At 66.7% G+C, this 23,417-nt stretch carries 18 protein-coding genes; 4 read left to right on the plus strand and 14 right to left on the minus strand.

Annotated features, from left to right (window positions below):
- Genes RTQ46_RS18425 through RTQ46_RS18465 form a run of 9 tightly spaced genes read right to left on the minus strand, consistent with a single transcriptional unit; the run spans nt 1 to nt 11,026 of the window.
- Nucleotides 1-1,176 carry a TIGR03088 family PEP-CTERM/XrtA system glycosyltransferase gene (locus RTQ46_RS18425; RefSeq protein WP_312438858.1) on the minus strand — a complete coding sequence of 392 codons (1,176 nt, stop codon included), beginning with the start codon at nt 1,174-1,176 and terminating at the stop codon, nt 1-3.
- Nucleotides 1,166-2,752, minus strand: coding sequence for an exosortase A (gene xrtA / locus RTQ46_RS18430; protein WP_312438860.1), 1,587 nt, complete (start codon nt 2,750-2,752; stop codon nt 1,166-1,168). The genes RTQ46_RS18425 and xrtA overlap by 11 nt, the downstream gene beginning before the upstream one ends.
- Entirely contained in the window at nt 2,749-4,011 is a 1,263-nt protein-coding gene (locus tag RTQ46_RS18435) for a TIGR03087 family PEP-CTERM/XrtA system glycosyltransferase (RefSeq protein ID WP_312438862.1), read from the minus strand. Before RTQ46_RS18435 ends, xrtA begins: the two co-directional genes overlap by 4 nt.
- Before the next feature lie 2 nt (nt 4,012-4,013).
- The gene (locus tag RTQ46_RS18440) at nt 4,014-5,114 is read right to left on the minus strand and encodes a FemAB family XrtA/PEP-CTERM system-associated protein (RefSeq protein WP_312438864.1); all 1,101 of its coding nucleotides are present in this window, start codon (nt 5,112-5,114) and stop codon (nt 4,014-4,016) included.
- Entirely contained in the window at nt 5,114-5,959 is an 846-nt protein-coding gene (locus RTQ46_RS18445; RefSeq protein ID WP_312438865.1) for an XrtA system polysaccharide deacetylase, read from the minus strand. Before RTQ46_RS18445 ends, RTQ46_RS18440 begins: the two co-directional genes overlap by 1 nt.
- A complete protein-coding gene (gene wecB / locus RTQ46_RS18450; protein ID WP_312438866.1) occupies nt 5,956-7,104 on the minus strand; it encodes a non-hydrolyzing UDP-N-acetylglucosamine 2-epimerase in 1,149 nt (382 codons plus the stop codon). Before wecB ends, RTQ46_RS18445 begins: the two co-directional genes overlap by 4 nt.
- A gap of 9 nt (nt 7,105-7,113) precedes the next feature.
- On the minus strand, nt 7,114-8,595 hold the full coding sequence (locus RTQ46_RS18455) for a TIGR03016 family PEP-CTERM system-associated outer membrane protein (RefSeq protein WP_312438868.1): 1,482 nt from the start codon (nt 8,593-8,595) through the stop codon (nt 7,114-7,116).
- Between the two features lie 28 nt (nt 8,596-8,623).
- Nucleotides 8,624-9,472 carry an XrtA-associated tyrosine autokinase gene (locus RTQ46_RS18460; RefSeq protein WP_312438870.1) on the minus strand — a complete coding sequence of 283 codons (849 nt, stop codon included), beginning with the start codon at nt 9,470-9,472 and terminating at the stop codon, nt 8,624-8,626.
- A gap of 24 nt (nt 9,473-9,496) precedes the next feature.
- Nucleotides 9,497-11,026 (minus strand): XrtA system polysaccharide chain length determinant, encoded by a 1,530-nt coding sequence (locus RTQ46_RS18465; RefSeq protein WP_312438872.1) that lies wholly within the window; start codon nt 11,024-11,026, stop codon nt 9,497-9,499.
- 217 nt (nt 11,027-11,243) lie between these two features.
- On the opposite strand from RTQ46_RS18465, the gene RTQ46_RS18470 reads away from it, so the two are divergent.
- Both RTQ46_RS18470 and RTQ46_RS18475 read left to right on the plus strand, forming a co-directional pair.
- Entirely contained in the window at nt 11,244-11,867 is a 624-nt protein-coding gene (locus RTQ46_RS18470) for an XrtA/PEP-CTERM system exopolysaccharide export protein (RefSeq protein ID WP_312438874.1), read from the plus strand.
- Nucleotides 11,868-12,073: 206 nt separating this feature from the next.
- Entirely contained in the window at nt 12,074-12,820 is a 747-nt protein-coding gene (locus RTQ46_RS18475) for an N-acyl amino acid synthase FeeM domain-containing protein (RefSeq protein WP_312438876.1), read from the plus strand.
- A 6-nt stretch (nt 12,821-12,826) separates the two neighbouring features.
- Here RTQ46_RS18475 and RTQ46_RS18480 read toward each other — a convergent pair whose 3' ends face one another.
- From RTQ46_RS18480 to prsT, 3 genes are read right to left on the minus strand one after another with little or no spacing between them, the layout of a single operon-like run.
- The gene (locus RTQ46_RS18480) at nt 12,827-13,579 is read right to left on the minus strand and encodes a serine protease (protein ID WP_312438878.1); all 753 of its coding nucleotides are present in this window, start codon (nt 13,577-13,579) and stop codon (nt 12,827-12,829) included.
- Complete coding sequence (locus RTQ46_RS18485) at nt 13,576-15,993, minus strand: hypothetical protein (RefSeq protein WP_312438880.1); 2,418 nt, start codon at nt 15,991-15,993, stop codon at nt 13,576-13,578. The genes RTQ46_RS18480 and RTQ46_RS18485 overlap by 4 nt, the downstream gene beginning before the upstream one ends.
- Before the next feature lie 3 nt (nt 15,994-15,996).
- A complete protein-coding gene (gene prsT / locus RTQ46_RS18490) occupies nt 15,997-18,771 on the minus strand; it encodes an XrtA/PEP-CTERM system TPR-repeat protein PrsT (RefSeq protein ID WP_312438882.1) in 2,775 nt (924 codons plus the stop codon).
- Between the two features lie 213 nt (nt 18,772-18,984).
- Here prsT and RTQ46_RS18495 point away from each other — a divergent pair, with 213 nt between their 5' ends.
- Together RTQ46_RS18495 and RTQ46_RS18500 are read left to right on the plus strand one after the other, a co-directional pair.
- Nucleotides 18,985-20,277: a nucleotide sugar dehydrogenase gene (locus tag RTQ46_RS18495; protein WP_312438883.1), complete on the plus strand. Its 1,293-nt coding sequence runs from the start codon at nt 18,985-18,987 to the stop codon at nt 20,275-20,277.
- Complete coding sequence (locus tag RTQ46_RS18500) at nt 20,277-21,347, plus strand: SDR family oxidoreductase (RefSeq protein ID WP_312438885.1); 1,071 nt, start codon at nt 20,277-20,279, stop codon at nt 21,345-21,347. Before RTQ46_RS18495 ends, RTQ46_RS18500 begins: the two co-directional genes overlap by 1 nt.
- A 21-nt stretch (nt 21,348-21,368) precedes the next feature.
- On the opposite strand, the gene RTQ46_RS18505 is transcribed toward RTQ46_RS18500, so the two are convergent.
- Nucleotides 21,369-22,061: a tetratricopeptide repeat protein gene (locus tag RTQ46_RS18505; protein WP_312438887.1), complete on the minus strand. Its 693-nt coding sequence runs from the start codon at nt 22,059-22,061 to the stop codon at nt 21,369-21,371.
- A 10-nt stretch (nt 22,062-22,071) separates the two neighbouring features.
- The coding region (locus RTQ46_RS18510) for a 5'-nucleotidase C-terminal domain-containing protein (protein ID WP_312438888.1) at nt 22,072-23,417 on the minus strand (1,346 nt) is incomplete at its 5' end.

A 23,417-nucleotide genomic window follows, 5' to 3' on the forward strand; every position in this document is an offset into this window, starting at 1 on the left:
TCAGGGATAAGTGGAAAGCGGGGAGGGCGACTGCGCCCCTGTCAGGCGGTCGTACACGGCCAGGTAGGCGCCGGCCATGGCGGCCAGGCTGTGTTCGGCCAGCACCAGGCGCCGCCCGCGCGCGCCATGGCGGCGACCCAGTTCGGGACTGCGGCAGTAGTCAGACAGCGCGTCGGCCAGCAGTTCGGGCGAGCGCGGCGGTACCAGCATGCCGTTCCAGCCCGACTGGACCAGCTCGGCGTTGCCGCCCACCTCGGTCGCCACCACCGGCAGCGCGCTGGCCATCGCTTCCAGGATGGTGTTCGAGCTGCCTTCTGCCAGCGATGGCAGCACGAACACATCCATCGCCCGCAGCAGCTGCGCCACGTCGTCGCGCGCGCCGGGCAGCCAGGCCAGATCCTGCGCCCCGGCCTGCGCCAAGAGCTCCAGGCAGGCCTGGCGGCAGGGGCCGTCGCCGACGATCATCAGGCGCAGGCGCGCCCGTGCCCCCGGTTCCCGCAGCAACAGCAAAAAGGCCTGCACCAGCGACTGGAAATCCTTGACTGCCGCCATGCGCCCGACGCTGCCGATCACATACGCCCCGTGCTGCAGGAAGCCGGGCGGCCCGACCACGGCCGGCGGCCCAAGCCGCGGATGAAACTGCAGGCTGTCGACGCCGTTGCCGATATGGCTGACGGTAGACGGCCGCGCGCCGATCGCCTGCACCAGCCACTGGCCCAGGTCGGCACTGACGGCAATGAAATGCTGCACCAGTGGCCGCATCAGCTTGCGCAGCAGCCGGTATTTGCGGCTGGCGCCGTGCAGGTCGTTGATCTCGCGCCCATGTTCGCCGTGCACGCGCAGCGGCACGCCGGCCAGGCAGGCCACCAGCTGCGCTTCGATGCAGCCCAGGTTGCGCGTGTGCACCAGGCTCGGCTGCAATTGCCGCAGCACCCGGTACAGGCGCAGGTAGTGCAGCGGGTCCTTGCCTTCGCGCTTGTCCAGGCTGATGATATCGACGCCCGGCGCGCGCAGGCGCTGGCGAAACGCGGTGGCGTTTTTCAGGCAGACGATGGCGTGCCGGTAGCGCCCGGGCGGCAGATGGTTGATCAGGTTGACCAGGCCGTTCTCCAGGCCGCCCACGTCGAGCTGGTGGATCACATGGACGATCAGCGGCGGTGCCGTCTCAAGGCGCATGAGGCAACTCCTGCAACTGGCGTTCGATGGTTGGCAGCGCCGCCTGCAGGAAGGCCTGCAATTGCGCGCGCGGCGGCGGCGACAGCTCATCGTAAGGCAGCGACACCATGATGTCGGCGCCGTCCTGGCGCGTGCCGGACAGCCTGGCCCTGGCCAGCAGCAGCTTGACCAGCACCGGATTGGCCGTCGGCACGCCGCCCTGGCGGAAGCTGCGCCACACCAGCACGCGTTTGCCGCCATGGGCCAGCAGGGTTTCGCGCACCTGCTGCGTTCGCCCGTTGAGCGTCAGCTGCCGCGTTTGCTGCGCCAGAGGCAGGGAGCGCGGTCCGAACGGCGCCACCTGATGCGTCAGCAGTTCCGCATCGCGGCCCTGGCGCGCATACCAGGCCAGCTGCACGCTGACAGCGGTATCGCCCTGGCGGTACGTGGCGGCGTAGCGCGCCGGTGCGCCGGCAAACACGGCGTTCCAGTCCGGTGGCGCCACGGCTTCCAAGCGCCAGCCCGGTGGCGCCGGCAGTTCCGGCCAGCCGACCGGCTGGCCCGCTGCCGGTGCCGGGACACTGCTATGCAAGGCCAGCGCCGGCCAGATGGCGGCAACCATCACGCAGGCAATGGCGGCCTTGGTGGCGGCGAACCCGGAGCGCGGCGCCGGCGTGACCGGGGCCGGCACGGAGATGGCGGCAGGCGGCAGGCCGGGCGCCGGTTCGCGCCAGCGCCGGGCGATCAGGAACAGCAGCAGCGCCACCGCGCCGAAAAACAGCCAGCCATAAATAAGATGATCGACCCCCACCGCCAGACGCATGTCGCTGTGGTGGCCCAGCATGACGATCAGCCAGGCGCGCACGCCATTGGCCAGGATCGGCACCAGCAGCGCGCTGGCCAGCACGGCCAGCCGGCGGCCCGGGCTTTGAAAATGCAAATGGGCAAACAATGCGCCCAGGGCCAGCGAGGCGATTACGTAGCGCAGGCCGCTGCACGCTTCCACCACCGACCAGTTGCCGGTCGGCAGGGAAAAGTAGTTGCCATCACGGAATACCGGCACGCCCGACAGCTGCAGCGCGCCCACCGTGAAGCTGGCCGTGAAATCGATCAGCGGCGGCAGGAATACCTCGCCGAACGGCACGGCCAGGAACAGATAGGCCAACGGAAAGGCCAGCACGCGCGTGGCGGGCCAGCCGAGGGTGGCCAGCACCGATGCGGGCAGCATGGCCGTGGCCGCATATTGCTCGGCCGCCTGCACATAGGCCAGGTCGGCCAGCAGCCAGGCCAGGCCCAGGCCGGCCAGCAGCAGCGCACCGGCCCACGATGGGCGCGGCGTCAATCGTGCCAGCCGGGCGCGCTGGCGCCAGGCCAGCCAGATACTGATGGGCACGAACAGAAAGGCATGCGCGAACGTCTGCGAGCGCGACCACACTTCCAGCATGCCCCAGAAGGTGGCATGGTACAGCAGCACGATGGCGGTCATGGCCAGCAGCAGCGCCGGCACGCCATGCGTCAGCATGGCGGACGGCGGCGCTGCGGGTTTCGCCCGCGGGGCCGGCATGCCGGCGGCCACCGTGCGCGAGGCCAGTTTCATGGAAAGAACTCCGGCAGCGGCGGCTGGGTGGTGCTGGCGGCAAAGGGCTGCACCTGCAGCATGGCGCCCAGGCTCTGCAGATTGCGCTCCCAGTTGTAGTCCTGCACGATCAGCTGGCGCGCCGCTGCGGCCATGGCGGCGTGTGTGGCCTGGCCGTCGGCGGCGCGCAGCACCCGCGCCGCATGGTGGATGAATTCGGCTTCATCGCGCGCCAGCAGCAACTCCAGTCCGGGCTGGGCGGCGATGCCTTCCAGCGCCTGGGGCGAGGCCAGCACGATTTTCCCCATCGCCATCGCTTCGAGCACCTTGTTCTGCACGCCCCGCGCAATGCGCAGCGGCGCCACCGCCAGCGTGGCGCCGGCCAGGTAGGGTCGGATATCGTCCACCGTGCCGGTCACCGTCACGCCGGCCACGCGCCTCAGCGCGCGCACGCGCGCAGTGGGCCGGCTGCCGACGATGTAGAACGCCAGCTGCGGAAACTGGCGCCGCAGGGCCGGCCACACAGCGCGCACGAACCACTGCACGGCGTCGATATTGGGCCAGTAGTCCATCGCGCCGGTAAATACCAGCACTTGCGTACCTGGCCGATAGGGATGGGACTGGCCAGCGCCCGGCGCGAAATAGCCGGTGTCGACGCCGTTATTGAAATGCCGCGTCTTGCGCCGCGCCAGCGGGGCGCACAGGCGAAACAGCGCGGCCTCGGCCTCGGAGACAAAGCTGGCGGCGGAAAACTGCTGCGCGATATGGCGTTCATATTGCAGCAGCAAATGAGCCTCGCGCTGGTACAGCTGCGACAGCGGCCAGGGCTTGCTGTCGCCGTACTGGCGCCATTTGTCGGAATCGACATCGACAAAATCGATCACGCGGTGCAGCGCGCGCCCGGCGCTGCCATCGACATACTGCGCCATCGGCCCGGAATAGGCCAGCGCGTGGCGCACGCGTCCGGTCGACAGCACGCCCGCCACCCATTCCAGCATGCGCTCGTCGCGATAATATTGCACGCTCATGGACTGGCGCGCCAGCAGCGCCTGCACGGCGCGCCAGCGGGCCGACAGCGGCGGCAAGTCGATAAAGCGGGTACTGGCGCACAGGTCCGCCACCTGGCGCGTGTGTTGCCAGTCGGCGGCGTCATCGATGAAGCAGCCCAGGTGGACGCGGAAATGCCGGCTCAGGTATTGCAGCATGTGCCAGGAACGTATCTTGTCGCCCTTGTTGGGCGGATACGGCAGGCGGTGTACGAGAAAGAGCAGTTCGCGCATGGCTAGCCCAGCTGCCGCACCAGATGCGGCCCCAGCAGGTTGGCCAGCGACAGCGGCAGGCGGCGCCAGGCGCGGATGAACAACGCGTATTTCGGGTTCAGCGGGTTGACGTCCGGCAGCGCCGCGGCACCGAACAGCTTGTAGGCATACGGCAGCGGCTGCGGCGCAAAGCCCCAGTTCTTCTTGAAATCGAAGGCGCCCGTGCCGGTCTTGCTGCGGCCGAAATCGAACTGGCGCAGCCCGCGCGCGGCGGCGCGGCGCATCAGCTCCCAGTACAGAAAATCGTTGGCGCCGGTGCGGCGCGCCAGCACGCTGCCGGCGCCATAATACGGCAGCACCTCGCCGCGAAAGTAAAACGACAGCACGCTGGCCTGTGCCTCGCTGCCATGGCAGATGGTGAGAATGTCGCAGTCGCTGCCGAATACGGTACGCAGCAGGGCAAAGTGGCGCCGTGCAAACACGGGCGTGCCGAGCCGGTGCACGCTGCCCGCGTACAAAGGGTAGAAACGGTCGAGATCATCGTCGAGCGTGCCGTGCAGCCCGGCCGCAATGGCCTTGCGCACGACGGCACGCTGCTTGCGCGGGATCGCCAGCAGATTCTGTTCGTCGTCTGCCAGCAGCGTCTTGCGGAAGGTCGCATACAGCGGTTTGCCTTGCCAGCCATCAGGGAGCACGCCGTCGCGCTGGCGGTATTCCAGGTGTCCCACGCCCAGTTGCCGCGCCAGCGCCTGGGCCTGCGCGTCGAGCGCATGGCGCGCCGGCGCGCCGCTGGCCGCGATGCCGCCATACACGCAGAACGGCAGCGATACCAGCGCCTTGCCGCAGAGCAGGCCGCGCATATGGACCAGCGGCAGCACGCCCGTAATGCGGCCGTCCTGTTCGGCATACAGGAAATGGCCGGCGTGGCCGAAACCCTGCTCCATGATGGTGTGCCAGCCGGCGCGGTGGAAAAACGTCGCCTCGGGACAGTTTTGCACGAACGCATCCCAGCGGCCATGGTCTTGCGGCTGCAGGCGATGCACGGTGGTGGCGCCGCTGCTGCCGCTGCTGCTGCCGGCAAGCACGGCTGCTGCGCTATCGGTGGAAGGGCTCGCCTCGTGCATTATTTTCCTTCTAGAAAAATACGGTCCATGCGGTCCCAGGCAAAGTCCAGTGTCAGCCGCGCCAGCCGCGCTTCCATCCGTTCCAGGTTCAGGTAATGGCGAAAACGCGTCTTCCAGCCCAGCCCGGCGGGCCGCGGTTGCTGCGGATCGAGTTCCCAAGGGTGAAAATAGAATATGCCAGCCTGGCCATCATGCGAATTGATGCGGCGCAAAAGCCAGCGCGACAGCGGATAAGGCAGCAGGCGAAAGTAGCCGCCGCCGCCGGCCGGATAGTTGTGCCGGCCCAGGCGCACGGTGCTGATGGGCAGTTCCAGCACGCCCTGTGCGCCGCGCGGGCGCCAGGCAAAGCGCGGCGCCTCGGGCATGCCGTAATGGTCGTGGCGGATCGGATAGATGCTGGAACTGTAGCGGTAGCCCGCTTCCTGCAGCACGTCGAGCGCCCACAGGTTGGCCGCGCCGATCGAAAAGCTGGGCGCGCGGTAGCCGAGCACGGCCTGGCCCGTCAGTTGTTCGAGAATGGACTTGCTCAGCACCACGTCATGCAGGAATTCGATGCGCGACTGGCCGCAGGCGCGCAGGTGCGCATGGCCGTGGCTGGCCACTTCATGGCCGGCAGCGGCAATGCGCCGCAGCATGGCCGGGTGGCGTTCGGCGATCCAGCCAAGCGTGAAAAAGGTGGCATGCACCTGGCGCTGTTCCAGCAACTGCAGGATGCGCTCGACGTTCGCCTCCACCCGGCACGCGATGCGCGGCCAGTCGGCACGCGCGATATGCGGCGCAAATGCCGAGACCTGGAAGTAATCCTCGACATCGATGGTCAGCGCATTGCGCAGCGGCGCGCTCATGGCAAGGTCATCCGCCGGGCCAGCCATTGCGCGGTGGTGGCCGCAATCCGTTCAGCCGCATGGCCATCCCAGTATTGCGGAATGCGCCCGCGCTTGCCGCCGGTGCGCAGCACCTCGCGCGCCTGCGCCAGGATCATCGCCGGCTGCGTGCCGGCGACGGTATTGGTGCCTTCGCTGACAGTGACGGGGCGTTCCGTGTTGTCGCGCAGGGTCAGGCAAGGGATGCCCAGCGCCGTGGTTTCTTCCTGGATGCCGCCCGAATCGGTCAGCACCAGGCGCGCGCCCTGCATCAGGCCCAGCATTTCCAGATAGCCCAGCGGCGGCAGCGCCAGGATGGCACGGTGCCGCAATACCTCGCCCAGCCCGGCCTGGTCCAGCATGGCGCGCGTGCGCGGATGGATGGGGAACAGCAGCGGCAGCTGCCGGGACAGGTCCGCCATCGCCGCCATCAGGGCGGCCAGGCGCGCGCCATCGTCGACATTCGACGGACGGTGCAGGGTCAGCAGGCCATAGGCTGGCGGGCAGTCGTGGCCGTGTGCCTGCAAGGCCACGCGCGGCGGCACGGCGTCCGGCAGCTGGCGCAGCAGGCTGTCGATCATCACGTTGCCGGCAAAATGGATGCGCTCGTCCACGATGCCTTCGCGCAGCAGATTGGCGCGCGCCCCCGTTTCGCTGGTAAACAGCAGGCTTGACAACTGATCGGTCAGCACGCGGTTGATTTCCTCGGGCATGCTGCGCTCGCCGCTGCGCAGGCCCGCTTCGACATGGATCACGGCCGTGCCCAGCTTGGCCGCCACCAGCGCGCAGGCCAGCGTGGAATTGACGTCGCCCACCACCAGCACCGCATCCGGCGCCAGTTCAATATGCACGGGTTCATAGCGGCGCATGATTTCGGCCGTCTGCCAGGCATGGCTGCCCGAGCCGACCTCGAGGTTGATATCGGGCGCACGCAGGCCCAGGTCGGCAAACAGCTGGTCATTCATGGCCGCATCGTAATGCTGGCCCGTATGCAGCAGGGTCACGCGCACCTGCGGCGCCACCTGCGCAAAAGCGGCCAGGATCGGCGCCATCTTCATCAGGTTCGGACGCGCCGCCACCACGCACAGCAGGTGCGGCCGGCCGGACTGCGGGACAGGATCGTACATGGGGTCTCCTTAGAAGCGCATGGTGAGCGTGGCGCTGACGCCGTTTTCGCGGAAATTGCCGCCGCGGTTGCTGTGATGCCGGGTGCGGCGCACGTCGATCGCCGCCGTCATGTTCGGTTGCAGGATGCGGCTGTAGCCGGCTGTCATGGTGAGGTTGTCATCGCGCCGCAAGGTGCTCAGCGAGCGCACGCTGGCGTAGGCGGCATTGACATTGACGCTGCCGCGCGCCGAGGCGCGCCAGCTCCAGCCGGCGCTTGCGCCCAGCTGGCGCGTGTGATCCGTACTGCCGAGGTCGATGCCGGGCAGCAAGGCGCTGTCGATGCCGCTGTCGGTCTGCGCCGTGCGGTCGACGGCGGTCGCTCCCAGCAACAGCGTGCTCTTCGGCGTGGCGCGCGCCAGGTTCAGTTTGAGCTGCTTTTGCAGGTAGTAGCGGTGGCTGAAGTAATTGAGGGCACCCGCATCTCCCTGCGCATTGGCATAGCGCAAGAACGCGTCGATGCGCAGGCGCCGGTCCTGCGCGTCGGGAAACAGGCCGCGCCACAGCTGGTCGAGCAGGCCGGCCGCGTCGCTGTCGCCCAGCCGTGCAAACTGGGCCGGCATGGTGGTGATGTCTTCGCTGTACTGCAGCGACCAGTTGTTATGGCGCTGCAGGAAATGGGCGTCCAGGCTGTAGGTCTGGCCGAAAAAGCGCCGCCCCGTGCTGAAGGCCACGCTGGTGCGCGGCGAGGGCGTCCAGACGCCGCCCAGCGACCAGAAGCGGCCCTGCGGATTGCGCCCGTCGTTCGCTTCATAGCCTTCCTTTTCCGCGCCCACGCTGGCCGTGCCGGCCCACTTGCGGCTGAACGGGTAGCGCAGGCCCACGCTGGCCCGTTCCTTGCGCTGAGGCGCCAGCACGCTGTCCTGCGTGCGCCGCACATCGGCGCTGGCGTTCCAGGTCCAGCCCCGTCCGCGCGGTTCGCCGTCAAACCGGGCTTGCAGCTCGTCGCTGTGGGTGGACAGCAGATTGTTGCCGCCCGATACATTGGCGCGCGTATAGCGCAGTTCGGCCGTGCCCAGCGCGGGGAAACGGTGGCGCAGATAGGGGCTCAGCACGGTGGCGCGCACGGTGCTCCGGTTCTGTCCGTCGGGCAGGGTATCGATCACGGGCGCGCCGAACGGCGAAATGTTCTGCTGGCTGACGCTGGCGCGCGCGTCCAGGTGCAGCCAGTCCTTCAGCAGTACCGCATTGGCCGCGCCCTGCAGTTGCACCGTGTCGCTGTCGGCGCGCTGGCGCGACAGAAACTTGCGCCAGCTGGCGTCGAGGTGCAGCTGCAGGCGCGGCCCGGTGGCGATCAGGGCGATGGCGGGCGCAATTTCGGTGATGAAATCGGATTTTTCCTGGCCGGGCGGGGCCAGCAGGGCGTTGTCGCTGTAGCTCTCGCGCAGGCGCAGCGACGGCGCGACCAGCCAGTCCAGCGCGCTGGCGCGCTGCGCTATCAACAACAACAGCATGGGGGCCAGCCGCGATAGCCTGGCCTGGCTAGTCGTAATAGCCATAGCCATAGTAATCGTTGCCGGGAAACCCCCTGGTCTTGTTGTAGATCAGGTTGATATGCTCGCACGATTCAATCTGGCGCAGTGCTTCCTTGACCGCATGCTGGGTCGTCGTTTCCGCCTCGACCACCATCACCACTTGCCCCATCTGCCCGACCAGCGCGTGGGCTTCGCTGGTGATCAGCAGCGGCGGCGAATCGAACACGACGATCCGGTCCGCGTAGCGGCTGGCGATCTCGGCCAGCAGGCGGCTCATGGCGCGGCTGGCCAGCAGTTCCGTGGCATGCTTGTTGCTGCGCCCGGCCGGCAGGATGCTCAGGGTGGCGACATTGGTTTTCAGGATCACGTCCGACATTTCCAGGCGCTCGTCGAGCAGCACGTCCATCAGCCCCGGTTCGGGCGCCAGGCCCAGCGTCTTGAGCACGGACGGACGCGCCACGTCGGCGTCGACCAGCAGCACCGTCATGTCCATTTCCATGGCGATGCTCATGGCCAGGTTGACGGCGCAGTAGGTCTTGCCTTCGCCGGGCATGGCGCTGGTGACGACGATCAGGTTGCCGTGGCGGATCGCGTCGGCGCCGGTGGCGCGCGCGTTGCGCAGCAGCGGGCGCTTGATGATGCGAAAGTCTTCCGCCACCGAGGTGCGCCCGCCGTCGTGGGTGACCATGCCCTGCGCCTGCAGCCGCGCCAGGTTCAGTGCGCGGTAGTGCGGCGAGGCCGGCGTGGCGGCGCTGGCGCCATCGGCGCCATCGACCTCGTAGGGCGCCGCCGCTTCCGCCACTTCCAGCGGCGCCGCGTCGTTGGCCTGCTGCCCGTCATGCTGGTTCGCGTTCATGGTCTCTCCTGTCCGTTCCTGCAGCTAGAATTTGAGCAGCGCGGCCGCCACCACTCCGCCATACAGCATGAACAGGCTGCCCAGGCAGCCGGCAAACGCATAGCGCGCGCGGCGCTGGCGCGTCTGCTGCGGTTCGGTCCAGTTCATTGCCACCGTGCCCAGCACGGACAGCCCCGTCGCGTCGCGCAGTTCGGACGGACTGAGGAAGGTCGGGCGGATCTGGCTGATCAGCAACGCCGCGGCAATGCCGGCCACCAGCGCCGCGGCCAGCGCCGCGCTGAACAGCAGCGGCCGGTTCGGGCCGATCGGACTCAAAGGGATGGTGGGCGGGTCGATGATCTTGAACGCCATCATGTCGGTGGTGGAACTGAGTTCGCCGGACAGTTTGGCCGCTTCGCGCCGGCCGATCAGCTTTTCGTAGTTTTCCTTGTTGATCACATAGTCGCGGTTCAGCTGGGCCAGCTGCGACTCGACCTCGGGCACCGCATTGCTTTGCGCCAGCAGGCGTTCGTTGCGCGCCGTATATTCCGCCACCCGCGCCCTGATTGCGGCCACCTTGGCGTCCGCCTCCGTCAGCGCCACTTTCAGCTGCTGCAGCATCGGGCTGTAGTTCTTGCCGGGGTCGCCGGCAGCGTTGCGCAGCTTGCTTTCCTCGATCTTGCGCTGTTCCAGCTGTTCCACCAGGCGTTTCGCGGCCACGATGTCGGGATGCAATTCCGTGTATTGCAGGCGCAGGCTGTCGAGATTCTTGTTAATCGTGGCGATGCGCTCGTCGAGTTCGGGATTTGTGATGGCGGCCGCGCTCGGCTCCAGGTCCAGTACCGGTGCGTCGCCCTCGATCTGGCTCTGGATCGCCTGGCGCGACTGTTCCGCTTCCAGCAGTTCCAGTTTGGCGGCATTGAGGCTGTCGGACATGTTCAGCAACTGGCCGCCGTAATCGATGCCCTGGCGCGGCAGCAGCATATTGTTGCGGATCTTGAAGTCCTTCATCAGGTTTTCCGCCGCGCTCAGCTTTTCCTCGTAATTCCTGATTTGCTCGTCGATGAATTGCACCGCCTTTTGCGAGTCGCCTTTCTTTCCCTGGAAGCTGCCTTCGACAAAGATGGTCAGCAGGCTCTGCACCACGTCGCGCGTCACCTTCGGCTGCGGGCCGCTGTAGCTGATGGTGTAGATGTCGTAGGCATTGGTGCCGCTGATCTTGATGTTGCGCATCAGATCGTCGAGCTGCGCCTCGTGCTGGCGCACGGTGCGGCTGTCGAGATCGAGGTCGACCATGCGCATCACGCGTTCGACATTCGGGCGGCTGAGCAGGGTGCGGCTCATGATGGCCACCTGCTGCTCGGTATTGGGCACGGTGGTCATGCCGGCCATCAGCGGCTTGAGGATGGTTTGCGTATCGACGAACACGCGCGCCGAAGTCTGGTAGTTGTCCGGCAGGCTGATCACCTTGATGAAACCGGCGATCGCCACCAGCCAGGCCACCAGCACCGCATGCCAGCGGTACTTCCAGATGCCTTTCAGGGCAGAGAGCACTTGCTGTATCAATTCCTCCATGTCGCTTCCTTCAGGTAACAGTAGCTGGGCGCAGCAGGGCGAAAACGGCAGTTTTTCTTGTCGAGAGAGCAAAGTATAGGGCGATGCCGCCACAAAATTTCCCAAGATGATTGCTTCTTGATACTCCTCAAGCAGGGCCGTGCAGGTTTTATTAATCATGGGAAGCTATCGGCCCAGCCGGCCTCCCGCATGGCCGACATTTTTGAAGGGAACCAGCATGAATCCGTTACGTCGCGCCCTGATGACCCGCGCGCTGGCCCTGGCGGCCGCCGCCAGTTTTCTCGGCGGCTGCCGCACCCGCCAGGAACTGGCGCCGGCCGAAGACAGCGCCCCCTTGCACGATTACCTGATCGGGCCGGGCGACTCCGTCAATATCCTGGTCTGGCGCAATCCGGAAGTGTCGCTGACCGTGGCCGTGCGGCCCGATGGCAAGATCACCACGCCGCTGGTGGAAGACCTGGCGGCCAGCGGCAAAACCTCGACCCAGCTGGCGCGCGATATCGAGCAGGCGCTGAGCAAATATATCCAGCAGCCGGTGGTGACGGTGATCGTGACCAATTTCTCCGGGCCGTATGCGGAGCAGATCCGCGTGATCGGCGAGGCCGCCAAGCCGCAGGCGCTGCCGTACCGCCAGGGCATGTCGCTGATGGACGTGCTGATCGCCGTCGGCGGCATTACTGATTTTGCGGCCGGCAACAAGGCCAGCGTGATCCGCATGCGCGAGGGCGGGCAGCGGCAGCTGCGCGTGCGGCTGGACGACCTGCTGCGCGACGGCGATATTTCCGCCAACATCATGATGCGGCCGGGCGACGTGCTGCTGATACCGGAAAGTTTTTTCTGAACAGTGCCGAGCTATCAAAAAGACACGTTTATTTGTTAAAGTACAATTTATGACAAATTTTGATATGCAATTTGCTATTTCATCGATAAATTATTCTGTTTTTTAGCGGAAGGCGGGAACTTCTTCGGTTTAGCCCTTGTCACAAGGCATTGGCATCAGTCCGTTTGCTGTTGATCAGGCGGACGGCCAGTCTCAGTGAGGACAAGATGAGCTTTGAAGACCAACCCATTATTTCTTTTGACAGTCCGGTCGGCTTTTCCGACCTGGTGGTCGGGGAAGGCAAGATCGATCCCGCCATGGAGCACGAGATCGACTTGCAGCGCTTTCATATCCGCATGGCCAACTCGCGCGGCCGCCGCGAAGCGGCCAGCCTGCTGATCCGCAAGATGTATGGCTGGCGCGGCTACGCGGTCGATCCCGGCATCGCCCATGCGCTCAATAAAATCACGCTGTTCGCCGAAACGGCCGGCGACACCGTGGGCACCATGACCTTGTGCCTCGACAACGAAGAAACGGGATTGCCCGCCGACGAAAATTTTCGCGACAAGCTCGACACCCTGCGCGCGCAGGGCCGGCGCCTGTGCGAACCGTCGCGCCTGGCGATCGACAAGGGCGTCAGCAAGCGCGTGTTTGCGGCCCTGATCCATATCTCGTATATCTATGCGCACAATATCCACGGTTTTACCGATTATGTGATCGAAGTCAATCCGCGCCACGTGGTGTTCTACAAGCGCATGCTGGGTTTCAAGGATTTCGGCGGCGAACGCGAATGCACGCGCGTGGGCGCGCCGGCCGTGCTGCTGCGGCTGGACCTGGGCTATATGGGCGAGCAGATCCGCAAATATGGCGGCCTGATGGAACAGCACGGCGGCGAGCGCTCGTTCTATCCCTTTTTTTTTCCAACATGGGATGAGCCTGGCATTACCGAACGCCTGCGCCAGGGGCGCAACTGACTGAGCCTACCGGTTTTTCAGCAGCAGTGCCTGCATGTGGCTGGCGGGTATGGCGTACGTGATGCCGCTCGGCGCGCTGAGGGCCGCTTCCTTGAGTCCCTTGACGTAGACCTGGTTGACGATGCCGTAGACCAGGCCGCTGTCCGGGTCGAACAGGGGACTGCCGCTGTTGCCCGGGTAGGCCGTGGCATCGAGCTGGAACACGGTATACGGCGTTTTTTGCAGCTGTGCCAGCTGTTTCGGCGCAAGCCGCAGCGCGTTTTCGCTGGGGATGACCACTGGCGTCAACGCCGAGACGGTGGCGCGGTGCGTGGCCGGGCGCAGGCCCAGTATCATGCCCAGCGGAAATCCCGTAAACGCCATGGCCTGGCCTTCGCGCACGGCGTCCGCGTCGCCGAGCTGCAAGGTGGGCAGGGGCGTGCCGGACAGGCGCAGCAGCGCCAGGTCGTGCTCGGTATCGATCGCCTGTACCACGGCGGCGCGGAACTGCATCGCCGCACCTTGCGCGCTGAGGATGCCGATGGTCTCGCCGGGATTGGCCGCCAGCAGTTTTTCGATCACATGGGCGCAGGTCAGCACGCTCAGCCCGTCACCGGTGGCAAAACCGGTGCCGATGAACTGGATCGGCGGGGTGCGCGTCCTGAGCTGGCTGCCGATGCCGACCACCGCCGGTTTGACGCGCGCGATGGCCTGCTCCAGCCCTTGGGCGAAGGCGCCTGGCAGCAGCAGGCAGGAACACAGCAGCAGCAAGACTTTCATCGTGGTGGCCTTTCAACGGTGGGGACGGGTGTCGCCTGCAGCAGCGCGCACAGCAGCAACAGATAGAACAGCAGCGCGATGCGCGGCACGTCGAGCAGGCTGTCGAACACGCCGACCGCCAGGAAGCCGGCCAGTGCCGCCAGCATGGCCGTGGCGCCATGGCCGCCATGCCCGGCACTGGCGGCGCGGCGCGCCAGGCGCACGCCGGCCAGGGCCAGCAGTGCCAGCATGGCGGCAAGCCCGGCCAGGCCCGTTTCGATATACAGGTGCAGCCACAGGTTCTTGATATGCCACGGCAGATGATGATGGTCGCTGCTGAAGAACCAGTCATCATTGGTCTGCGTAAACTGGCCGTTGGCCAGCAGTTCCTGGCCATCGGGGCCGCGCAGGCTGAGATTGTCGACGTCGATCAGGGCGGGCTCGGCCAGGCCGCTGGCCGCCAGTTCCAGCTGCACCGGCGCGCGCAGCAGCCAATTGCCGTCGCCCAACCGCGCGCTGTCGATGCTCATCCGATAATGCTGCCACGGCGCTGGCGCGCCGCTGGCGTTGGCTGCGTTGGCGGTGACCGGCAGCAGGCGCAGCGGCGCGGCCACGCAATAGTGCGCATACAACAGCTGCCGCTGGCACAGTTTCAGCTGCAGCACCGGCATCGGGCCATGGCGGCGCACATCGAGCGCCAGCGCATAGGCGGTATCGGGCCGCACGGCGACCCGTTGCAGCAGGCGCAGCAATTCGCCATAGCCGGCGCGGTAGCCGGGACTGGACAGGCGCAGGTAGCGGTTGCCCGCTTCCTCGGCGTAGCGGATGCGGGCCGGAACCTCGCCCAGCGTATTGCGCCAGAAATAGCTGGAGGGAAAGGTTCCGCTACCCATGCCGAACAGGGTAGCGTTCCAGCCGGCCGGCATCATGGCCAGCGCGCCGCGCCAGTGGCGCAGGCGCTGTTGCAAGTCGCCCGTCGTGGTGGCAAAGCGCTGGTTGGCGTAATAGCTGGCGGACACGGGAATGGCCAGCATCAGCAGCATGGCCGCCGCCCCTGCCGCAGCGAGACTGGTGCCACTCAAATGCCACAGCGGCTTGCGCATCCGGCTGTTGAGCAGCAGCACCGCTGCCAGCGCCACCACCAGGGCCGCCGGCGTCAAGGCCGCCGCGCCGGCCCAGTGCCAGCCTATCCACACCGTGTTGCATGCCAGCATGGTGAACGCCAGCATGGCGGCCGGCAGCGCGCCGCGCCACAGGCAGGCACCCAGCAGGGCGCACGACAGCAGGAACAGCGCATACGGCGCCTTGAAGAACCAGCTCGCGCTCTCTACCGGCCACAGCGCCGCCAGCACCCCCTGCAGAGCGAGGCCGCACAGTACGGTGGCCGGCGCCATGCGCCATGGCAGCGGCCGTGTTGCCAGCACAAAGGCGCCGGCCAGCAAGGCCAGCGCGGCCAGCAGGCCGCGGTAGCCGGCCGCATGGAACATCGCCAGCAGCACAAAGGTGGCGCCCGCTCCCGGCAACAGGAACCATGCCAGCTGGCGATGTGTCCAGCCCGGTTTATGCTGCGCGCGGTACAGGCAGGCCAGGGCAGTAACGGCGGCCACCGCCAGCGCCGCGTACAGTGCACGCGAAAACGTGGCCATCACCGCATGCAGCGCCAGGGCCAGCAGCAACAGGGCGCAAGCACGCTGCCAGCGGCCAGGGGCGCGGGCCAGCCACAGCACGGCAAACGGCACGGCCAGCACCAGGAAGCCGTCGAGCGCCGCGCCGCCCGTATGCATGGCGGAAAACGGCGCCGTGATGCGGTAGTCGCTGGCCATATTGAATATGCCGGGAAATACCGCGCGTTCCCACAGCGCGCATCCCGCCACCAGCGCCAGGCCGCACAGTACGCCGGGCAGCAGATGGCGGCGCAATCCGCCCAGTTCGCTCCCTGCATCGCGCAGCAACAATGGCAGCAGCAATATGGCCCAGCACCAGGCTTTGGCCACGCGCAGGCTGTTCCACGGGCTCAGATAGTCGTTCCAGGCGTTCAGCTGGTCCGGCGGCAGCGGCAACAGGCCGCGCAGCAGGGCCACCAGCGCCGCCAGGCTGGCCAGCCACAGCAAGCCTGGCGCGCCGGGGGCGAGGCGCGCGCCCCCGGCGCCGGGCTGCCAGCGCCAGTAGCCGCAAGCCAGCGTCAGCAACAGCAGCAGGTCGACTTCTTCCAGGAAAAACCAGCCCGTCCACGGCGCCAGGTCGAGTACCGGCAGCAGGGCGGGCAGGCACAGCAGCCACAGGGCAGGGCGCCAGCACAGCAGCAGGAAGTAGCCAGGCAGCAGGCCGTAAAACAGCCACACCGGCCAGCCGTGGGCTGGCGGATAAAGGTGCAGCGCCGACAGGAAAGCGGCGCCGGCAAGCAGGGCCAGCAGCCGCGCGGCCAATACGCTCATGGCCTACAGCTGGGCCAGCAGCGCCTGCGCCTCGGCCCGCAGCGCAAAGTCCTTGTGGCCGGCCAGCAGCCGTTCGAGCTGCTGGCGCGCGGCCGGCTTGTCGCCGCTCCTGGCCAGCGCCACGCCCAGGTGGTACTGGATATCGGCCGACCCCGGCGACAGCGCGGCGGCACGGCGCAGCAGCGTGGCGGCGCGCCCGGCGTCACCCTGTTCCAGCGCGATCCAGCCCAGCGTGTCGAGCACGGCCGGGTTGTCCGGCGCCAGCTTGTGCGCCTGTTCGGCGGTGGCCAGCGCGCGGCCATCCTGCTGCTGCTGATAGGCCCAGGCCAGGTCATTCAGGGCCACCACATTGCCGCCATCGTGGGCCACGATGCGCTGGTAGTGGCTGATCGCGGCCGGGTACTGCTTGCCGCTCAGCTTGGCGCCAGCCAGGTACAGCCGGGTAGCGGCATCATCGGGATGGGCGTCGAGCCAGCTCCCGATGCGCGCGTCGGCCTGCTTTTCCTGGCCGGCGGCCAGCATGGCCCGGTATATCTGCACCAGCAGCGGACCAGTCTTGCTGATCTGAAAGGCCTGTTCGTACAGCTTCAGCGCCTCTTGCGGCTGGTTGCGCGCCATCAGCACATCGCCTTCGAGCTTGTAGCCGGCCGCCAGCTTTGGTTGCTGCTGCTGCACTTTGCGCGCGACGGCAAGCGCCTCGCGTGGCCGTTTCAAGGCCAGTTGCATCGCCACTTCGATCACCTGCGCCTCGAGCAGGGCCGGATCAAGCGCCTGCGCCCGCCTGGCTGCCTGCAGCGCGCCCGTATGGTCGCCCAGCGCCAGGTGCAGGCTGGCAATGCGCATCTGCAGCGGCGCCGACGCGGGTTGCAAGTTGGCCAGCTTGCCGTAGCTGTCCAGCGCCGCCTGTGTCTGGCCCGCGCTGTACTCGACCTGCGCGCGCAGGGCCAGCGCATCGGTGTCGTCGGGATTGCTGCTCTGCACGCTGCGCGCCAGCGACAGGGCCTTGTCGGTGGCCCCCGTCCTCAGGTAGAAGTTACTGAGCAACAAGGCCGGCGCGACGGCCTCGGGATGGTCGGCATGGCCCTTTTCGAGCCAGCGGCGCGCTTCGTCCAGCTGGCCCTGCGAGGCGGCCAGCTTGGCCAGCGCTGCGGCCAGCTCGGCGTTTTTCGGCTCCTTCGCCAGTGCCTGCTCGTAGCGTTTCCTGGCCGCCTCCGGCTGCTTCTCGGCCATGTCGATCTGCGCCAGGTTGGCCAGGGCCGGCAGATGGCGCGCGTCGAGGGCCAGGACCTGCTCGAAGCTGGCCCGCGCAGCGCGCAGGTCGCCCAGCGCCAGGTACACGCCTCCTTTCAGGTTGAGCAGCGCCGGATTGCTGCCTTGCTGCTTTTCCATCGCCTGCACGGCCGCCAGCGCGCGCGCGTTTTCCTTGTTGCGCAGCAAGGTCATCACCAGCATGGTACCCGCCTGCGACGTTTTGCCGTCCAATGCGCTGGCGCGCTCCAGTTCGCTGATTGCGCGCGCATTTTCTCCCTGGCCCAGGCGGCTCACGCCCAGCGCCAGATGCAGTTTGGCCGTATCCGGTGCCAGCAGGCTGGCTTTCTCGAAGTAGCTGCTGGCCTGTTCATAGTGGCGCGCGCGCATGTGCGCCTCGCCGGCCAGCGACAGCAGTTCCACGTCGTCGGGAAAGCTGGCCAGCAGCGGCTGCAGCATGCCGATCACCATGTCGACCTTGCCACGCTCCATTTCAATCGATGCCATCATCTTGTTCGCATATAAATGCGCCGGCTGCGCGGCCAGGAAGGGACGCAGATAGTTTTCCGCCAGTTGCGGCGAACCCAGAGCCAGCTGCACCGCGGCGGCCAGCAGCAGTGCCGGCTGGTGTTCGGGCGCGGCCTTGAGCACCAGTTGCAGGCCTTCCAGCGCCGCCTTGTACTTGCCTTGGCGAAAGTCGAGCAGCGCCTGCGCCTGCAGCACGCCCAGGTTGCCCGGTGCGCTTTTGCGCGCGGCGGCCAGATGCGCGGCCGCTTCGGCAAAGCGGCTTTCGCCGATATCGAGATTGGCCAGGTCGATGCGCGCCTGCACCTGGTCCGGCTTGAGCGTCAATATCTGCTGGTAGGCCTGGCGCGCACCGGCATTATTGCCTTGCAGACGCTGCAGGTCGCCATGCAGGCGCAGCGCTTCGACGCTGCCGGGACTGCCTTTCATGGCCTGGTCGACCAGCAATTGCGCCGCCGCCAGCTGGAGGTCGAGCGCCGCCAGGCGCGCCAGGCCCAGCAGTGCCTCGGTCTGGCCCGGCCGGCGTTCCAGCATGCCGGCAAATACGGCGCGCGCCTGGTCCCGGCGTGCCAATGCCAGCAAGGCATCGCCGCGCAGCGCCTGCACGGCCATCGGCTGCGCGGGATCGGGCGGCAATTCCTTCAGGGCCCGCTCGTACTGGCCCTGCATCAGCCATGCCCGGCCCAACAGGGGCAGCACGTCGTCCGGCGCCACGCCCAGCGTCTGCGCCTTGCGCAGTTCCTTTTCGGCCGACAGCGCGTCGCCCGTGTCCAGATACACGCTGCCCAGCAGCAGGCGCGCCGCCTGGTTGTCGGGTTCCTTCTGCAGCAGGTTCTTCAGCTGGATGACGGCGGCGCGCGGTTCGCCTTTCTGGCTGTACAGGCGCGCGTCGGCCAGCAGGCTTGCGCTGTCCTGGCCGCCGTGGCAGGCCGTCAGCGCGGGAGACAGCAGCGCCAGGGTGGCGGCAGTGATGGCAGGAACAAAACGGCAGGAAAGACGGCGCATGGTGGTCTCCGGTAGCGGCAGCGAGGAATGGCACAGCACAGGGTAGGAAAGTTGCCGCCGTTACCCATTGATCGTGCTCAACTCCGCGCCGATTGCGCGCCGTGGGGCGCGGCGCCGGCCGGGCTTTCTTGTTCCGGCTCAAGAATGGTGCTGGATGCCACCGTAGAATTTCCGGACGGCGGAAGTCCGGCCGGCAACCCAGGGAGCACAGACATGGACAACAGTGCAGGCGTGGTGGCGGTGATGGGACTCGGTTATGTCGGGCTGCAGCTGGCGGTGGCGTTTGGCGCACGCCAGCGCACCATCGGTTTCGACCTGTCCGAGCGCAAGGTGGCCAGCTATCGGCGCGGCGTCGATCCGACCGGCGAGGTGAGCGCCGAACAGCTGCGCGCCGCGCACGCACTGAGCGTCGGCTGCGATCCGGCCGAGCTGCTGCTGGCGGACTATATTATCGTGGCCGTGCCGACACCCGTCGACAGCGCCCACAATCCCGATTTCTCGGCACTGGCCGGCGCCAGCGCCACCGCCGGGCGCCACATGAAACGCGGCGCCATCGTCATTTTCGAATCGACCGTGTATCCGGGCGCCACCGAAGAAATCTGCATTCCGCTGCTGGAGCAGCATTCCGGCCTGCGCTGGAAGGAAGACTTCCATGTGGGTTTCTCGCCCGAACGCATCAACCCGGGCGACAAGGGCCATACGCTGGCCAGCATCCGCAAGGTGGTGTCGGGCGACGATGCGGCCACGCTGGACAAGGTGGCGCGCCTGTACGAAGGCGTGGTCGAGGCCGGCGTGCACCGGGCGTCCAGCATCCGCGTGGCCGAAGCGGCCAAGGTGATTGAAAACACCCAGCGCGACCTGAATATCGCATTGATGAACGAACTGGCGATCATTTTCGACCGCATCGGCATCGATACGCTGGAAGTGCTGCAGGCGGCCGGCACCAAATGGAATTTCCTGCCGTTCCGGCCCGGCCTGGTGGGCGGCCACTGCATCGGCGTCGATCCGTATTACCTGACGCACAAGGCCGAAATGCTGGGCTACCATCCGCATGTGATCCTGGCCGGGCGCCGCATCAATGACGGCATGGCCAAATTCGTGGCCGAGAAAACCATCAAGGAAATGGTGCGCGCCGGCTTCAAGCTCAAGGGTTCGCATGTCAACGTGCTGGGCCTGACGTTCAAGGAAAACTGCCCCGACCTGCGCAATTCGAAGGTGGTCGACATGATCCACGAGCTGCAAAGCTACGGCGTGCAGGTGCATGTGCACGACCCGGTGGCCGACGCCCACGAGGCGTTCGAGGAATACGGCCTGAGCCTGGAAAGCTGGGAGCAGCTGCCTCAGGCCGAAGCGATTATCAGCGCCGTTTCGCACCAGGCGCTGCTGGCGCGGCCGCTGGCCGATTTCCGCGCCAAGGTGGTCGATGACGGCTGCTTTATCGACATCAAGTCGCACTTCGACGCGCGCCAGCTGGCCGAAGACGGCATCAGGGTCTGGCGGTTGTAATGGCGCCAACAATCGACAGCGCCTATTCGCACGCGCGCGCCCACCTGCAGCAGCAGCCGCAACGCTGGCTGGTGACGGGCGTGGCCGGCTTCATCGGCTCGCACCTGCTGGAAACCCTGCTGCTGCTGGGCCAGAGCGTGCGCGGCCTCGACAATTTCCTGACCGGCCACCGGCATAACCTGGCGCAGGTACGCGCCAGCGTGGGCGAGGCGGCCTGGCGCCGTTTCGAGCTGCTCGAAGGCGATATCCGCCATGCGCCGACCTGTGCCAGCGCCTGTGCCGGCATCGATATCGTGCTGCACCAGGCGGCGCTGGGGTCGGTACCGCGCTCGCTGCGCGAACCGCAGCTGTATCATGACATCAATCTGACGGGGTTTGTGCAGATGCTCGATGCGGCGCGCACGGCTGGCGTGCAGCGCTTCGTGTATGCCTCGTCGAGCGCCGTGTACGGCGACCATCCGGGCCTGCCGAAAGTGGAACAGCACACCGGTGCGTGCCTGTCGCCGTATGCCTTGAGCAAATATGCGGATGAACTGTACGCGCAGTTGCATGGCCGCTGCTATGGCGTCGGGACGGTGGGGCTGCGCTACTTCAATGTGTTCGGCCCGCGCCAGGATCCGCTGGGCGCGTATGCGGCGGTGATACCGCGCTGGCTGTCTGCGATGCTGGCGGGCGAGGCAGTGCGCATCCACGGCGATGGCAGCACCAGCCGCGATTTCTGCTATGTCGACAACGCCGTGCAGGCCAACCTGCTGGCCGCCACCAGCGTGCAGCCGCAGGCGCTGAACCAGGTCTTCAATGTGGCGGTGAATGGCCGTACCACCTTGCTCGAACTGCATGCGGCCATGCAGGCGATGGTGCTGGAAATACGGCCGGAACTGCCGCCGTCGGCGCCGCAGCATGATGCGTTTCGTGCCGGCGATGTGCGCCATTCGCAGGCCGATATCGGCAAGGCGGCCAGCCTGCTTGGCTATGCGCCCGCCCATGATGTGCGGCAAGGCTTGCGGCGCACCGTGGCCTGGTACGCCGCCCGCGCCGATGCGGCGATGCCGTCAGCGTTTATTTGCTGAGCATCTGCCGGCGCGCCGCCATCAGAACCGGTTCCAGTTGTTGTGCCGGTGCTCGGTCGCCTCCTTGAGCAGGTGGCCGGCGCGCAGCGCGTCGTCCGCCTGCAGCGCCATGGCCAGTTCCTGGATGGCGGGCGGATAATCGTGATGGGCCGCTTCTTCCAGCAGCGCCTGGCCCTTGCCGGCATCCTGCGGCACGCCGCGGCCTTCGCGATACGCGTTGTACAGCAGGAACATCGCGTGCGGATTGCCCAATTCGCTCGATACGGCCAGCCAGCGCGCCGCTTCGGACGGATTCTTGTCCACCCCTTCGCCATTGGCCGCCAGCAGGCCCAGCATCAAAGCCGCCTTCGCATGTTGCCGCTTGGCCGCCATGCGGTACCAGGCCCAGGCTTGCCCGGGTGCGGCCGGGCGCAGCATCTGCCCCAGTTCGAATGCCGCTTCCGCATCGCCGGCGCGCGCCGCCAGCTCGAACAGCAGCAGCGCGTCGGCACGGCGTTCCGGCCGTGCCTGGTACACCAGCGCCAGTTCACGCTGGGCCACCGGCAGGCCCTTGCCGGCCCAGCCGCGCACGCGCCGTTCGGCCTGGCTGTCGCCGGCCTGGCGCGCCTGCATGGCGACTGCCTCGATTTCCGCCGCCGTCGGTGGTGGCGAAGACTGGCACCCAGCCAGCGCGGCCGTCAGTACAACGGCGGGAAAAAACAAGGCGGTTTTCATCGTCCGCTCCTTATTTGCTCAGGTCGATCGAGTACTTGGCAAAGCCGCTGGCGTCCAGCCCGCCTTCGGCCACGACATTGGCAATGCCCGTGCTTTTTGCCAGCGCCAGATGGCCCGGCGCCGAGCGCAGGATCACCGGGCCGGCCGTGGCTGTCTTGACAAAGCTCCAGCTGCGCGCGCTGCCGTTGTCCGCCAGCGTGACCTTGCCGGCGCCCTTGCCTGCCAGGGCCAGCAGGTAGCTGCTGACCACCGCCTGGTTGGCGTCCGGCGACTTGATGATGGTCTTGCTGCCGTCGATGCCGGGCACGGCGCCGCCGCCACCGGCGCGGTAGTCGTTGGTGGCAACGATAAAGTCGTCGCCATCGGCAATCGCCGCGCCCTTGTAGCGCAGGTTGACGATGCGGTTGCCCAGCGGCCTGGTGACGTCGATCTGGTACGTCAGCGCGTTGTTTTCCGCATAGAACACATCGTAGTTGTAGATGGTGCCATAGGTCGGCACCAGGTCCTGCTCGGTGGTCAAGGCCGGATTGATCACATTGAACTGTTTGGCCGAAGTTTCCAGCCAGGCCTTCAGGTCCGAGCCCTTGATTTTCACCGCTTGCAGGTTGTTATTGCTGTACAAATACAGGTCGCCCGGATTGCGCACTTGCAAGCCGACCGGTGCGGCCGGCGTCGCGCCTGCGGCCACGTCGGTGAAGTCCGATGGCCCGTTGCGGCCCGCCTTGAATGGCGCGCTGCACGAAATGACGGGAATATTCCTGTAGCTGGCCAGCGTGGCGTCGGTGCTGGTGGCAATAAAGTTCTTCACATAATCGAGCTGCGCCTGGTTGACCAGCTGGATTGCGCTGACGTCGCCGACCAGCGCAAAGTACGCCGACATCTCGAAGTCGGTGCTGACGCCCAGCGGCTTTTTGGCATACGCGATGGTCGCGTCATGCTCGCTGGCCACCAGCGGCGCAATCGCCGGGTCGGCCTTGACGTTGGAACCGTCGGCCAGCTTGAAGCCACGCGATTCGACCGTGGTCTTGTCCTGCTGCACTACCCATTTGCCGCCCTGGTAGACCATGGTCAGCTTGATGACGCCCAGACGGCGGCCCCAGCTTTGCGCCATCACGGTCGGCACGCCGTTCACAAAACCCTTGTCGCCATCGATCCTGGCGCTGGCCGGGAAGGCGGCAAACGAGGCGTCCAGTGCGGCGGCGCCGGCTTCCTTGCCTTTCGGGAAGATCAAATGCGAGTGGCCGATCATCAGCGCGTCGATGCCGGTGCTGGTCAGGTGATAGCTGCCGTTTTCCATCTTCGGGCTGTAGGTGCTGGTGTCCAGGCCGCCGTGCGACAGCGCCACCACCAGGTCGG

Origin of the sequence: Janthinobacterium sp., assembly GCF_031995485.1 — a bacterium.
Lineage (GTDB): Bacteria > Pseudomonadota > Gammaproteobacteria > Burkholderiales > Burkholderiaceae_D > Janthinobacterium.

What these genes read in the sequence shown, in the direction of transcription:
- wecB (WP_312438866.1), bottom strand. Translation starts at nt 7,104, where the DNA reads ATGTACGATCCTGTCCCGCAGTCCGGCCGGCCGCACCTGCTGTGCGTG.
- RTQ46_RS18500 (WP_312438885.1), top strand. Translation starts at nt 20,277, where the DNA reads ATGGCGCCAACAATCGACAGCGCCTATTCGCACGCGCGCGCCCACCTG.
- RTQ46_RS18440 (WP_312438864.1), bottom strand. Translation starts at nt 5,114, where the DNA reads ATGCACGAGGCGAGCCCTTCCACCGATAGCGCAGCAGCCGTGCTTGCC.
- RTQ46_RS18480 (WP_312438878.1), bottom strand. Translation starts at nt 13,579, where the DNA reads ATGAAAGTCTTGCTGCTGCTGTGTTCCTGCCTGCTGCTGCCAGGCGCC.
- xrtA (WP_312438860.1), bottom strand. Translation starts at nt 2,752, where the DNA reads ATGAAACTGGCCTCGCGCACGGTGGCCGCCGGCATGCCGGCCCCGCGG.
- RTQ46_RS18505 (WP_312438887.1), bottom strand. Translation starts at nt 22,061, where the DNA reads ATGAAAACCGCCTTGTTTTTTCCCGCCGTTGTACTGACGGCCGCGCTG.
- RTQ46_RS18470 (WP_312438874.1), top strand. Translation starts at nt 11,244, where the DNA reads ATGAATCCGTTACGTCGCGCCCTGATGACCCGCGCGCTGGCCCTGGCG.
- RTQ46_RS18455 (WP_312438868.1), bottom strand. Translation starts at nt 8,595, where the DNA reads ATGCTGTTGTTGTTGATAGCGCAGCGCGCCAGCGCGCTGGACTGGCTG.
- RTQ46_RS18445 (WP_312438865.1), bottom strand. Translation starts at nt 5,959, where the DNA reads ATGAGCGCGCCGCTGCGCAATGCGCTGACCATCGATGTCGAGGATTAC.
- RTQ46_RS18460 (WP_312438870.1), bottom strand. Translation starts at nt 9,472, where the DNA reads ATGAACGCGAACCAGCATGACGGGCAGCAGGCCAACGACGCGGCGCCG.
- RTQ46_RS18485 (WP_312438880.1), bottom strand. Translation starts at nt 15,993, where the DNA reads ATGAGCGTATTGGCCGCGCGGCTGCTGGCCCTGCTTGCCGGCGCCGCT.
- RTQ46_RS18465 (WP_312438872.1), bottom strand. Translation starts at nt 11,026, where the DNA reads ATGGAGGAATTGATACAGCAAGTGCTCTCTGCCCTGAAAGGCATCTGG.
- RTQ46_RS18435 (WP_312438862.1), bottom strand. Translation starts at nt 4,011, where the DNA reads ATGCGCGAACTGCTCTTTCTCGTACACCGCCTGCCGTATCCGCCCAAC.
- prsT (WP_312438882.1), bottom strand. Translation starts at nt 18,771, where the DNA reads ATGCGCCGTCTTTCCTGCCGTTTTGTTCCTGCCATCACTGCCGCCACC.
- RTQ46_RS18475 (WP_312438876.1), top strand. Translation starts at nt 12,074, where the DNA reads ATGAGCTTTGAAGACCAACCCATTATTTCTTTTGACAGTCCGGTCGGC.
- RTQ46_RS18495 (WP_312438883.1), top strand. Translation starts at nt 18,985, where the DNA reads ATGGACAACAGTGCAGGCGTGGTGGCGGTGATGGGACTCGGTTATGTC.
- RTQ46_RS18425 (WP_312438858.1), bottom strand. Translation starts at nt 1,176, where the DNA reads ATGCGCCTTGAGACGGCACCGCCGCTGATCGTCCATGTGATCCACCAG.